The organism is Marinomonas arctica (assembly GCF_003259225.1).
In the GTDB taxonomy this organism is placed as follows: Bacteria; Pseudomonadota; Gammaproteobacteria; order Pseudomonadales; family Marinomonadaceae; genus Marinomonas; species Marinomonas arctica.
Genome location: NZ_QHJF01000052.1, coordinates 1 through 12622, shown reverse-complemented (window position 1 = coordinate 12622; position 12622 = coordinate 1). Strand labels below are relative to the sequence as shown.

The window sequence follows — 12622 nt, the reverse complement described above, 5'->3', positions numbered from 1 at the left end:
AACCGTCAGATTACGCCTCGTTCCTCGTCTCATCTGACCTACGAGTTTGCTTCGGTGTACTATTTGCGTAGGGCATAAAGTAAACCGTTAGGCCAAACTCTGTAATGTCTGGCTAAGCACCGCTAAGGTTACGGCCACATCTGGCGTATCAATGGCTTCCGCTGGGTGATGACTAATGCCTTTCTCGCAACGCATAAACAACATGGCCACGGGGCAAATATCGGCCATCGCCATAGCGTCATGTCCCGCTCCAGAGAATAGAGTATGTACTGGGATATTTTGTGTTTCGATAGCATTGCGTAGCACGCTTTGCAATTTGGCATCACAATGCACGGCGTTAGCTGCATGGGTCGCTTTGCGTTCAATACGCACATTACGACGTGCAGCAATGGCTTCTAATTCTAGCAAGATTTCATCGAGCGCCACGTCGCGTTTGTCATCAAACTCGCTGCGAATGTCGAGAGAAAATCCCGTGTTACCAGAAATCACATTAACGCCATTGGGACGATTTTGAATACGTCCCACAGTGGCAACAATGCCATGATTTTGAGCGACTCTTTCGACCGCCAAAATCATCTCACTACTGGCGCAAAGCGCATCTTGACGAAGGTTCATCGGCACAGTGCCCGCGTGGCCTGCCATACCAGTGATGTTAAACTCAAAACGTTTTGCCCCAGCGATGGCGCTTACCACGCCAACGGGCAAATTCAAGTCTTCCAGCACTGGCCCTTGTTCAATATGCAGTTCAAGGTAACCCAATAAATTGTCGGTTGCGATAGCGGCGTTAGAAATGCTCGCAAAGTCCGAGCCGAAATCTTTAAGCGCTTGCGATAAGCTAATGCCGTCGCTGTCTTTTAAATCGGCCCAACTTTTTGGCCATTGACCTGTCAGTGCTCGACTGCCTAACAAGGTCGAACTAAAACGCGTGCCTTCTTCGTCGCCAAATCCGACGACGTCGAGGTGAAATGGCAGACGAATGCCAGCTTGATTCATCGCTGCGATCAAGGTGACGGGGGTGATAACGCCTAACATGCCGTCGTACTGGCCGCCATTTGGCACCGTATCCAAATGACTGCCCATGATAAAACGCGGTGCCTCTGGGTCTGCGGCTTGCCAGCGTCCCCAAAGATTCCCCGCTTCATCCTGCCAAGTATGCATACCTGCTTCTTGCATCCAGTCGCCCACCAGTCCATTGGCTTGTTTGTGTTCTTTGGTGAGATAACGACGATCTAGGCAATCGTCGCTTTGACTGATTTTGCCAAGTTCGTCACAGCGGTCCATGACCAACTGAGCGAGTTTGCCGTAATCTGTCATTATTTTTCTCCTGCATAAACCGACATGGCCGCGTCTACCGCATCACCTGAAGGTAACGTAAAACCAGTGCGACGCAGTACCGTTTCCAGTGACTGCAAGGTATGTAATACCGCGTCTTGGCGAGCGTTGTAACCCATGGTACCAATGCGCCATACCTTGCCTTTTAATGGGCCAAAGCTGGTGCCGATTTCGATATTAAAGATGTTCAGCAAATCATGGCGAACTTGCTCACCATTCACTTGCTCTGGAATGTGAATCCCCACCACGTTGCTCATCTTGTGTTTGAGATTACCAAACGGCTGCAAGCCCATCTCAATCACACCTTGCAACATAGCGTTACCGGCCAATTGATGGCGTTTAATCACCGCATCCTGACCTTCGCTCAGTAATTGGATTGCACACTCACGGGAGCCAAACAACATGGTGGCGGCTTCCGTATGGTGGTTCAGACGCTCTTCCCCCCAATAATCCATAATCATAGGTAGATCAAAATAGTTCGAGCGAATGCGTAGACCAGATGATCCTTGATGATGGGCATCACGAATGCCCGCTTCCACATGAGCACGTTTGCGTACACAAGACACAAAACGATCACTCAAGGTAATCGGTGCGCTGCCTGATGGGCCGCCAAGGCATTTTTGCAATCCCACCGTCACCGCGTCGATTTTCCACGCATCCACTTCCAACGGATTACCACCAATAGACGCTGTCGCATCGGTGTAAAACAACACGTCATGGGCACGACAAATCTCGCCGAGCTCTTCCAATGGCTGGAACATGGTGGTCGACGTATCGCCTTGTACAATCGCCAACAATTTTGGTCGTACTTTCTTGATCGCGTCTTCGATTTGCTGAGGATCAAACACTTCTCCCCAAGGCACTTCGATGGTGTGAACCTCGGCATCGGCACGTTCAGCAATTTCAGCCAACAAATGACCGAAACGTCCAAAAATAGGAATCAATACTTTATCGCCCGGTTCTAAACAAGACACCAAAGCGGCTTCGATGCCAGCACGAGAGGTACCATCGATCAAAAAGGTTTGTTGGTTCTTAGTATTAAACACGCGACGATACAGTTCCATGACTTCGTTCATATAGCTGGTCATGGTGGGATCGTATTGGCCCACTAATTGAGTCGACATCGCCGTCAACACACGCGGGTAACAGTTAATCGGGCCTGGGCCCATTAATAATCTGGGTGGAAAAGAAAGTGGCTGCATGAATAATCTCCTAACCTAACACTTGATAAAGCATTTTTACGCCAGTGAAAATCAACACCACAGCGAAGACTTTCTTCAATTTAGCGGCGTCTAAACGTTGGGCTAATCCAGCGCCCACGGGGGCAAACAATACTGTCAATGGAATAATGCAGGCAGCACCAATCAAGTTAACCAATCCCACGGTTCCGTAAGGGGAATCTTCTGGGCTTTGTCCAAAAATCAACATGGTCAACGCCGCAGGTAAGGAAATGATCAAACCGACGGCAGCGGCGGTGCCAACCGCACGGTGCGCTGGATAATTACAGAAAGTCAGCATAGGAACGGTTAACGTACCGCCACCAATACCCACCATGGAGCTGAAAAAGCCCACACAGGTGGCCATCACGCCTTGCCCTGCTGTACCGGGTAAAGATTTGAACATGCTGTCTTTTTTGCCCAACAGCATATTGAGCGCCGACAAGGTAGCAATAATACCGAACAGTAACGTCAGCCATTCGCCATCAACGCGTGTCACGACAAAGCTGCCGATCATTACGCCTAGGAAGACAAAAAAGCCCCAGCGCTTCAATAAGTCGAAATCCACATTGCCTTTGGCTTTGTGAGAGCGAATCGAGCTGATCGACGTGGGAACTATGGTGGCCAATGACGTTGCCGTCGCCACCAACATAGCCGTATCCGCACTCACGCCTAACCCTTGATACAAGAAAAACAACACCGGCACGATAACAATACCACCGCCAACGCCTAACAAACCGGCTAAAATCCCGCCCACCACACCGGTGGCCATCATGGCGAGAATCATGGAATAGTTTTCCATTATGAATGACATCTTTCTGTTTGCTCCTAAGTGAGATTGTGACGTAAAAAAGTATGACTAACGAACCGTGCTATTAACGCAAAGCACCACTAATGGCAGAACCATCACTGCGTGGATCTGTCGCCGCATCGGTATGACCATCTTGATGCAGCACAACCGCACCAGCGTGACCCATTAATTCATTACACGCATCGACGATCACCAAATCGTGTCCACGTGCGACCAATTCTTCGGCGGCGATATCAGCAAAGTCTCGTTCGATTTTTAAGTTATGACTGACATCACCCCAGGTTCGACCAAGCAACCAACGACCTTCGCTGATGGCTTGATCCAACGGCAGATTGTGATACACATAGCGACTAAACAAGGCCGCTTGCGTCTGTGGCTGACCTTCGCCCCCCATGGTGCCGTAGCTCATACGACGACCGTCGTTTAACTCGGCAAACGCCGGATTTAACGTATGAAAAGGTTTCAGGTTCGGACCCAGCTCTTGTAGAGAACCTTTTTGCAAAGAAAACGACGAGCCACGGTTGTTCCACACAATGCCAGTGGCAGGACTCACCACGCCGCTGCCAAACTCCCAATACAAACTCTGAATGTAGCTGACCATGCGACCTTCACTGTCACAGGCGCCCATCCAAATGGTGTCGCCCTGTTTGGCTTGATGCGGCCAAGGCTGCGAACGTTCTAAGGCAATCTCGTGACACATTTTTTCCAGTTGCTCATCATCCAGCAAGGACGCCAAATCCATTGCTAAACGCGATTCGTCGGTGACAAATTGATTACGGGCAATAAAGGCTTGCTTGGTGCATTCAATCAACAAATGCGCCATGTCGGTGGCGGTTTTGCCCTGTGTATAAAGCTTGTCGTATAAAGCCAAAATCAATAAAGACGCGATGCCTTGCGTCGGTGCAGGCAAATTATACAGAGTGCCAACGCTGGTTTTGACCTGCAAAGGTTCTACGCGTTTTGCCTGATAAGAATGAAAGTCCGCCAAACGAATCGGCGAGCCTGCGGTCGCCAAATCTTTTGCCAAACGTACAGCAATATCGCCATGATAAAAATCGTCTAAACCTTTTTCAGCAAGCTGTTCCAGCGTGTTTGCCAACACCGGCAAGGTCAATGTATCGCCTTCACGGTAAAGGCTGCCGCCTTTCAAAAACGACGAAGCAAAACCCTGCACACTGACCAAATCAGCAAAGGTTTTCTGACTGGCGTCAACGTAGGTTTTCGTCACCTCACTGCCGTTTTTCGCTAATTGAATGGCATCATCCAGCAAGTTCGATAAGGGCATGTTTTGTGCGTTAGAGACGGCTTGCCAAGCTTGGCTCACCGCCAAGGCTTCTTGCCAACCCGCTACGGCGCCAGCCATAGTCAAAGCGGCCTTCCCACCACGAGCGGGAATACTGTCGTGACCGCAGTAAAATTCCAGTGTCGCTAACTCTGCTGCTTTGCCAGACGCATCTATGCCAAGCGGCGCTTTGCCTGGTTCACTGATCAACCAAAAACCGTCGCCACCCAAGCCATTCATGTGCGGATACACCACGGCAATCGTCGCCGCAGCAGCCACCATGGCCTCTATCGCGGTACCGCCTTGCTCAAGGATTTTTTGCCCCGTTTCCGTGGCTTTAAAATGCGGCGCCGTAAACGCTATCTCGTTCTTTTTCATGACGCTACTCCATTAAGGTTTTGGCGAATTCAATCAGCGCCAAATCTGTACCTTTTGAGCCCACTAAAGACAAGCCACAGGGCGCACCATCTAAAGTACAAACGGGTAAATGTAACTGTGGAAGACCCGCTAACCCAGCAATGGCAGTAATGTCCATCAACTGATTACGATAGGCCGCAAGTTCATCATCAGCGGCTGTAAACAAAGGCGCTAAGCCGGGTGTGGTCGGGATAATAAGCACCGACCCTTCTATTTCGCTTTCAAGCCAATCTGTGAAACGCTGTCTTTGTTGTTGCGCTACCGCAATATCCGCCTCAGAAAGGTGTTTGCACCAATCAAAGCGTAATTGAATATCAGGGGCAAAAACCGCGCGATCTTTATCCAAACCAGAGACATCATTTACCCACTTGCCATGTTCACGCCAAATCTCAGCGCCTTGTAAGGTGCGGAATGTTTCGCTGGTTTTCCATGCTTTTGTATCAATGAGGATAGACGCTTCTTTGGGAAAGCGACCGTGTTCACGCCATGTTTGCAGCTGAGCTTTTAGTTCTTTTACATGCGCCACTTGATCCATTAAATTCTTTGCAATCAAGACGTTAGTAAATTCTTTTGGTGGCTTACTTTTCAACAGAATACTGGCGATTTTGGCCAGCGTGGTTAAGTCTTTGGTGAGCCAACCCACCGTATCAAATGACGGTGCCAACGCCACCATGTTATCCGATGGAATCACCCCATGCGTCGGACGTAATCCGAATAATCCGTTGTAGCTTGCGGGCACACGAATCGAACCGCCGGTGTCTGTGCCTAAACCAATATCGGCAAGGCCTGACGCCACCGCCACCGCCGAACCCGATGACGACCCGCCTGGGAGACGATCTGGTGTCATCGGATTTGAGGGTGTTCCGTAATGAATATTCTGACCGTTTAAGCTGTACGCCAACTCATCCGTCATGGTTTTACCGCAAAAATTTGCCCCTGCATTAAGCAAAGCAGCGACACTTGACGCGGTTTTTGTCGGAATAGGATGAGTAGCAAGCCAAGTCGGATTACCGGCAGACGTCGGCAGCCCCGCCATATGAAACAAGTCTTTCACCGCCAAACGTAAACCGCTTAACGGTAAAGCATTATCAGTGACCGCAGACTCACTCCAGACGGCGTTGGAGAGTGTCAAAAAAGGATTGTCTACCATGAAATGTTTCATATGTCCTCCGCTTGATTAATACATATGAAACAATCGTTTCAATAATCTGTCAACTGAAACAAAAAGAAATTCTTTTTTTTCTGCAAAAATGTCGCAAACAGTGTGGGTTAGTTTCTTTTAAAAAGTCACGGTTCGAGCTCATCCAAATCTTCATACAATGCCGAAATCGCCTGCGTCTGACGGCCCGCCGCATCGCCTCGAAAACCAAACACGCGATTGCACAACATTGAGATTAGACTCATTGGCGCGGCATAACTGTCGAACGGGCTTTCATTACCAAGATGGCAAACGAGTACATGAGAGACTTGTTGATTATAGATCTGTCCCGTTGGGTCGGTAATCAACACCGTGGTTCGGCCTTGCAAGGCTTCAACGATTTTTTTGAATTGCCGAGTACGGCGTCTAAAACCCAATAAGACAATCACTTCATCATCGAGAATATCGTGTAGATCTTCCCCTAATGTTTGACCCGGTTGCGGCAGCAAACGAACGGAATGACGCACTTGTTGCAACTGCTGACGAAAATGCAACGCCAACGGATACGCATTACGAAAACCAATCAAGGTGACGCGTTTCGCTTTGGCTAAGCGTTCGCTGATCTCGTTCAGAGTATCGGGTCGCAAGCCTTCAAAGGTCAAAGACAAGTTTTTCAGCTCTTGCGCCGTTTGATCCAAGGACGAACCTTGGGTGAAAATCGGCACACCACTTTCGCGCAACGCCAATTGCGCTTGCTTCGCACCTTGTTGTGAATCATAACCCAGTTGACGAAAGAAACGACTCACGGTCGCTTTTGACGTATTGGTGTTCTCCGCAATCTCTGCGGAGGTTTGACTCACAATCGCCAAAGGATTTTGTTGTAAATAGTTTGCTATGGACCGCGCTGATGGAGACAGTGTTGGGTAAGTCTGTTCGATCAGGGATAGCACATCCTGCTTTGTCGCCACGTATTAACCTCAATTCGGAAATATTTTGCTCTACGGTAATGGATTATCATTCTGCTGCCAACTTAGATTATCGACTTTAGGCGTCTTAGAGACAGTTGCACCAAAAAATCAACTTCGCCCTATATTGGCGCACAATCTAAAAACAGAACGCCCTATTTCATCGCTTGGCCTTGTCGTGATCGAGCTTGATAACGAGGCACTTTCCGTCGTTTTTGCTGTGATTTGTTACACAAATCAATAGTTAAGAAACTTTTGTTTCATGTTGGCATGGGTGTTGCAAATTGTGTTTCAGGCATTCACAAACACAAATAGGAACCCCTCCATGAAAAGATTGAGCAAACTACTAAGCAAAACATTGATCATCGCAGCGAGCTTTAGCGCACTCAGTGCCAATGCTGACGTACTGCAGGATATAAAAGATCGTAACTTGATTCGTATTGCCGTTCCGCAAGACTTCCCGCCATTTGGTTCCATTGGTACCGACCTAAAACCGCAAGGTATTGATGTGGACATGGCCAATTACATCGCGAAGGAAATGGGCGTAAAAATCGAAATCGTTCCCGTCACCAGTGCCAACCGTATTCCTTACCTTCAAACCCAAAAAGTCGATTTGGTGATTTCTAGCCTTGGTAAAAACCCAGAGCGCGAAAAAGCCATCGACTTTTCGACACCTTATGCGCCTTTCTTTTTAGGTGTGTTTGGTTCTAAAGATGTGGCCGTCACCAAAGTAGACGACCTAGCCGATAAAACAGTGGGCGTCACTCGCGGTTCAGTGGAAGATTTAGAGCTGGAAAAGAACGCACCAAAGTCGGTAAACATCCGTCGCTTTGAAGACAACAACACCACGCTAACCGCTTATTTATCTGGTCAAGTAAACTTAATCGCTACGGGCAATTTGGTGGCGGCTGAGATTGCGAATCGTCAGCCACAACGCGCCCCAGAAAACAAATTTATGCTGAAAGACTCGCCTTGCTACATCGGCATGGCAAAAGGTGAAGCGGCTCTACAGGCCAAAGTAAACGAGTTAATTCAAGCGGCATTAGCATCCGGTGAACTTAATAACATTTCCATGAAATGGTTAAAAGCCCCATTACCTGAAGGCTTCGGCGCATAAGGGTTTCGTTATGTTGTATTTCTCTGATCTATTGCAATACAGCGACGTGTTCTTCAGTGGTTTAAAAACCACTGTTGAGCTCACTGTACTGACGACGATCTTGGGAGTGGCATTGGGTACGGTCTGTGCGACCGTACGCCAATACGGCAACCGAGCCAGTCAACACGTTGTCAGTGTGTACGTAGAGCTTATCCGTAACACACCGTTCATAGTGCAATTATTCTTTATCTTTTTCGGCCTTCCCGCCATTGGCATGATGTTATCGCCATGGCAAGCCAGCATGATCGCTCTGACGATTAACCTTGGCGCATACAGCACAGAAATTATCCGTGCAGGCCTTGCGAGTATTTCCAAAGGCCAAGTAGAAGCCGCAAAGGTGCTGGGCTTAAACTTTCGCCAAACACTGACTCGGGTGATCTTTATTCCGGCATTTGAAAAGATATATCCAGCACTCACCAGCCAATGCATTATCGTCATGCTGGGTTCTGCGGTGATCTCTCAGATCTCGGTACAAGATTTAACCTACGCTGCCAACTTGGTGCAATCACGTAACTTCCGCGCATTTGAAAGCTACTTGGTAACCGCCTTGTTGTACCTTGGTTTGTCTATTCTGTTGAGGTTTGCTTTCAACGCACTAGGAAAACGCCTATTTGCTTATCGAACGTCAAATTAACAAGCATTCAATAAGTAAAATGAGGGAAACTCAATGATCGAATTTTCTAACTACGACATTTTGCGCAACCTGCTGTTTGCGACACAATGGACGATTTTATTGTCTCTGGCCGCGTTTATCGGCGGAACAACCGTCGCGCTGACATTAACCGCCATGCGTTTGACGCGCAATCCTGCGATGCAACGTATCGTCAAAATCTACGTGGAGCTGTTTCAAGGCACGCCTTTGCTGATGCAGATGTTCTTGTGCTTCTTTGGTTTATCCATGCTGGGTTATGAAATTTCCGCTTGGGGTGCAGCGATTTTGTCGCTGACGTTTTTTACCAGCGCTTTTCTAGTGGAAATATGGCGTGGCTGTATCGACACATTACCAAAAGGCCAATGGGAAGCCAGCCGTTGTTTGGGTTTGAGCTTCTTACAAACCTTGCGCTTCATTATTTTGCCGCAAGCGATTCGCGTGGCGACGGCACCAACGGTCGGCTTTTCAGTGCAAGTCATTAAAGGCACGGCGCTGGCTTCGGTGATTGGCTTTGTCGAACTGACTAAAGTCGGCACCATGCTAAACAACGCAACTTTTGAGCCGTTCAAAATATTCACACTGGTCGCGCTGATTTATTTCATGCTCTGTTATCCACTGTCTTTGTACAGCAAGCATCTGGAGAAAAAATTCAATGTCTCTCGTTAACTTACATCAAGTCCATAAATACTATGGCGATCACCATGTGCTCAAAGGCATCGATCTAGTCATCAAAGCAGGCGAAGTGGTGTCTATCATCGGCAAAAGTGGTTCTGGTAAAAGTACCCTATTACGCTGTATTAATGGCTTGGAGCAATATCAAGAAGGTGGCATTACCGTTGACGGTAAAGAAGTCACCACTGAAGACATTCAGGTGCGTCGTCTTGCCCTAAGCGTGGGTATGATTTTCCAAAACTTCAACCTATTCCCGCATATGACGGTGGGCGAAAACGTCATGCTTGCACCGACGATTGTGTTGAAGAAAAGCAAAGCCGAAGCGGAAGCCACCGCTCGCGCCATGTTAGAGAAAGTAGGACTGGCAGAGAAATTCGACAGCTACCCAGAAAAGCTTTCTGGCGGTCAGCAACAACGTGTCGCCATCGCCCGCGCCTTAGCGATGTCTCCCAAGGTATTGCTGTGTGACGAAATCACCTCGGCCCTCGATCCAGAATTGGTTGGTGAAGTATTAAAAGTACTCGAACAGCTGGCGAAAGAAGGCATCACCTTGGTGTTGGTGACTCATGAAATGAACTTCGCCCGCGACGTCGGCAGCCGAGTTGTCTTCATGCACCAAGGCAAAGTCTGGGAACAAGGCGACCCAAAAACCGTCTTATCCAACCCACAGACTGACGAACTGAAACAGTTTATGGGGGCTGTGCTTTAACTGTCGCAGAAGCCAAGTAAAACCACACGCCAGAGTTGGAGTGTGGTTTTACAAAACGAATTAATTCAAACCTTCGAACGCTTCAAGGAGCTCGCGAAGAGGATAATACTCTGTAAAACTACCTCAAATTGAGACCCCAACTTAACCAGCCATTCTTTCAATCAATGTTCAACGGCCGGCCTTCCACCGATGCGCGCTCCAGACTTAAAAGCATGCGAATGATATAACCAAGCGATGAGAAGTCCGACCGAAAGTAAAGCCAACAGAGACCAAGGGAAAGAGCTAACACCTACTGAATCAAGCAGTATCCCTCCAACGATTCCTCCGCCAGCAATAGCAGAATTCCATGCAACAACATTCATAGAAAGCGCCACATCAGCACCATCACCTGCCGCATCGGCCAATGCGGTTTGCAATAAGGTAGATGCGCCTCCAAAAGTGATACCCCACACTACGACACCTATGTAGATAATTTCTGGAGATTGAGCATCAAATCCAAATAGCAAAGCAATTAAAGCGAATGCTAAAAGACTTGTTAGAACGGTAGTGCGCAAATATCGGTCCACCAGCATGCCTGCAAACCAAATACCGACAAGAGCTGCAAGACCAAAGGTAAGTAGGACCAAGTCAATTCGTTTCCCAAGCCCTGCTTGCTCCACAAACGGTGCAATATAGGTATAGAGAATATTGTGAGCTAACATCCATGTCATAACCACGCAGAGTACTGGTCGAACTCCGGGACTCATGAAGACTTTCCTCAACGGTAAGAGCTCGTGAGCGGACTGCCCAGGATAGTCAGGAACCTTCGCTATCACCCAGACGATCAAGATAAGTGCCAAACCTGACATGACGCCAAATGCAGTTTGCCAACCGATAGCAGCGCCCATAAATGTGCCAAGAGGTACACCCAAAGACAAAGCAAGAGGGATACCGACCATAGCGACAGCCATTGCGCGGCCTTGCTGATGGGGCTGAACCATACGGCGCGCATAACCAGCTAATAGACTCCAAGCAAGTCCGGCTGCAACGCCCGCGAAGAAACGAGCGACCAATGTTAGAACATAGTTGTTTGATAAAGCGGTGACCGAGTTGAAAACGAAGAAGCCGAAGATGGTCAGCAGCAGGACGTTACGCCGCTTCCAGCCACGTGTCGCAATCGTCAACGGTATGGCCGCAAGTAAAGATCCCAAAGCATATGCAGTCACCATTTGACCTGCTATAGCCTGGCTAATATCCAGACCTACACTGATCTGAGACAACAACCCCGCCGGCAATGTCTCTGTGACAATACAAATGAATCCGGTCATGGCCAATGCAAGCAGTGCCGACATAGGTAAGCGATCCGGATCTTCGGCATTTACTTTATTGAGAAAGTTATTCACAAAAAAAATATCCTTTAAAAATTTGGTGGGTTCCACGTTGGCACTTATGTGTCTCCGCGATTACATATAGATCGATCGATACAAATGTATGGCAAGACACCAAATCTTGTCAAGAACTTATGTATCGAGTAGTCTATAAGTCATAGAAAAAAGGGAGACAAAAATGGCAAAAATGGGCAGACCTAGAACATTTGATCGCCAGAAAGCAGTTGTGCAAGCTATGCATCTTTTCTGGGAGCATGGCTACGAAATGACTTCTCTAAGCCAACTAAAGGCTAATATTGGTGGAGGGATTTCTACGCCAAGCTTTTACGCTGCATTTGGCTCTAAAGAGGAATTGTTCAATGAAGCTGTACAATGTTATTTAGAAACTTATGCATGCGTAACAGACTCCCTATGGGACGACGAGATTCCACCCAGAGACGCTGTTGAGCTTGCACTCCGTCGCTCGACAAAAATGCAATGTGAATCAGGGCATCCCAAGGGATGTATGGTGTCTTTGGGGACAATGAGCGCACCCACGCCAGAGCTTACTCACGTTGTTGAACCACTTACCGCCTCGCGCTCACGAACGCTTCAAGGCTTTGTGCGATGCGTAGAACGCGCAATCGCTATGGGAGAGCTGTCCAAAAAAGCGAACGCTAGGTCTATTGGAATCGCCTTCAATAGTTTCCTGCTTGGTGTATCGATTCTAGCTAGAGATGGAGTGGAAGCATCGGATCTCGATGCTTCCATTACTGAATTAATGAAACTATGGGATATCGAAGTGTGTCAGCCCAAATAGAATGTATCAATCGGTAAAGAATGCTTACAATCCCAGCTAAGTGCTTTAATCGGGTAACTAGAGTCTCTAATCCCAGTCCCTAAAAATCAAGTTGATAAAAATCCA

The 12622-nt window shown here is 48.1% G+C and carries 12 protein-coding genes; 5 read left to right on the top strand and 7 right to left on the bottom strand.

The features are described 5' to 3' along the window. Window positions 1-87: 87 nt before the first annotated feature. The 6 genes from DK187_RS20540 to DK187_RS20515 all read right to left on the bottom strand — a co-directional run bounded on the left by DK187_RS20540 (window position 88) and on the right by DK187_RS20515 (window position 7165). Window positions 88-1314, bottom strand: a complete 1227-nt coding sequence (locus tag DK187_RS20540) for an allantoate amidohydrolase (protein WP_111609164.1) — start codon at window positions 1312-1314, stop codon at window positions 88-90. Then, window positions 1314-2534, bottom strand: coding sequence for a pyridoxal-phosphate-dependent aminotransferase family protein (locus tag DK187_RS20535; RefSeq protein ID WP_111609163.1), 1221 nt, complete (start codon window positions 2532-2534; stop codon window positions 1314-1316). The genes DK187_RS20540 and DK187_RS20535 overlap by 1 nt, the downstream gene beginning before the upstream one ends. 10 nt (window positions 2535-2544) lie before the next feature. After that, window positions 2545-3363 carry a sulfite exporter TauE/SafE family protein gene (locus DK187_RS20530; protein WP_111609162.1) on the bottom strand — a complete coding sequence of 273 codons (819 nt, stop codon included), beginning with the start codon at window positions 3361-3363 and terminating at the stop codon, window positions 2545-2547. 61 nt (window positions 3364-3424) lie between these two features. Then, window positions 3425-5020 (bottom strand): gamma-glutamyltransferase family protein, encoded by a 1596-nt coding sequence (locus tag DK187_RS20525; RefSeq protein WP_111609161.1) that lies wholly within the window; start codon window positions 5018-5020, stop codon window positions 3425-3427. A gap of 4 nt (window positions 5021-5024) precedes the next feature. After that, complete coding sequence (locus tag DK187_RS20520) at window positions 5025-6221, bottom strand: amidase (protein ID WP_111609160.1); 1197 nt, start codon at window positions 6219-6221, stop codon at window positions 5025-5027. Between the two features lie 125 nt (window positions 6222-6346). Continuing rightward, on the bottom strand, window positions 6347-7165 hold the full coding sequence (locus tag DK187_RS20515; RefSeq protein WP_111609159.1) for a MurR/RpiR family transcriptional regulator: 819 nt from the start codon (window positions 7163-7165) through the stop codon (window positions 6347-6349). Between the two features lie 322 nt (window positions 7166-7487). On the opposite strand from DK187_RS20515, the gene DK187_RS20510 reads away from it, so the two are divergent. From DK187_RS20510 to DK187_RS20495, 4 genes are read left to right on the top strand one after another with little or no spacing between them, the layout of a single operon-like run. Beyond that, on the top strand, window positions 7488-8279 hold the full coding sequence (locus DK187_RS20510; protein ID WP_111609158.1) for a transporter substrate-binding domain-containing protein: 792 nt from the start codon (window positions 7488-7490) through the stop codon (window positions 8277-8279). Between the two features lie 10 nt (window positions 8280-8289). After that, window positions 8290-8952, top strand: coding sequence for an amino acid ABC transporter permease (locus tag DK187_RS20505; RefSeq protein WP_111609157.1), 663 nt, complete (start codon window positions 8290-8292; stop codon window positions 8950-8952). A 33-nt stretch (window positions 8953-8985) separates the two neighbouring features. Then, a complete protein-coding gene (locus tag DK187_RS20500; protein ID WP_111609156.1) occupies window positions 8986-9636 on the top strand; it encodes an amino acid ABC transporter permease in 651 nt (216 codons plus the stop codon). Beyond that, window positions 9623-10351, top strand: coding sequence for an amino acid ABC transporter ATP-binding protein (locus DK187_RS20495; RefSeq protein WP_111609155.1), 729 nt, complete (start codon window positions 9623-9625; stop codon window positions 10349-10351). Before DK187_RS20500 ends, DK187_RS20495 begins: the two co-directional genes overlap by 14 nt. A gap of 161 nt (window positions 10352-10512) precedes the next feature. Here DK187_RS20495 and DK187_RS20490 read toward each other — a convergent pair whose 3' ends face one another. Beyond that, complete coding sequence (locus DK187_RS20490; protein WP_223232282.1) at window positions 10513-11769, bottom strand: MFS transporter; 1257 nt, start codon at window positions 11767-11769, stop codon at window positions 10513-10515. A 127-nt stretch (window positions 11770-11896) separates the two neighbouring features. Between DK187_RS20490 and DK187_RS20485 the strand changes: the two genes are divergently transcribed. Next, entirely contained in the window at window positions 11897-12517 is a 621-nt protein-coding gene (locus DK187_RS20485; RefSeq protein WP_111609154.1) for a TetR/AcrR family transcriptional regulator, read from the top strand. The last annotated feature ends 105 nt before the right edge of the window (window positions 12518-12622 follow it).

What these genes read in the sequence shown, in the direction of transcription:
- DK187_RS20540 (WP_111609164.1), bottom strand. Translation starts at nt 1,314, where the DNA reads ATGACAGATTACGGCAAACTCGCTCAGTTGGTCATGGACCGCTGTGAC.
- DK187_RS20535 (WP_111609163.1), bottom strand. Translation starts at nt 2,534, where the DNA reads ATGCAGCCACTTTCTTTTCCACCCAGATTATTAATGGGCCCAGGCCCG.
- DK187_RS20530 (WP_111609162.1), bottom strand. Translation starts at nt 3,363, where the DNA reads ATGTCATTCATAATGGAAAACTATTCCATGATTCTCGCCATGATGGCC.
- DK187_RS20525 (WP_111609161.1), bottom strand. Translation starts at nt 5,020, where the DNA reads ATGAAAAAGAACGAGATAGCGTTTACGGCGCCGCATTTTAAAGCCACG.
- DK187_RS20520 (WP_111609160.1), bottom strand. Translation starts at nt 6,221, where the DNA reads ATGAAACATTTCATGGTAGACAATCCTTTTTTGACACTCTCCAACGCC.
- DK187_RS20510 (WP_111609158.1), top strand. Translation starts at nt 7,488, where the DNA reads ATGAAAAGATTGAGCAAACTACTAAGCAAAACATTGATCATCGCAGCG.
- DK187_RS20505 (WP_111609157.1), top strand. Translation starts at nt 8,290, where the DNA reads ATGTTGTATTTCTCTGATCTATTGCAATACAGCGACGTGTTCTTCAGT.
- DK187_RS20500 (WP_111609156.1), top strand. Translation starts at nt 8,986, where the DNA reads ATGATCGAATTTTCTAACTACGACATTTTGCGCAACCTGCTGTTTGCG.
- DK187_RS20495 (WP_111609155.1), top strand. Translation starts at nt 9,623, where the DNA reads ATGTCTCTCGTTAACTTACATCAAGTCCATAAATACTATGGCGATCAC.
- DK187_RS20485 (WP_111609154.1), top strand. Translation starts at nt 11,897, where the DNA reads ATGGCAAAAATGGGCAGACCTAGAACATTTGATCGCCAGAAAGCAGTT.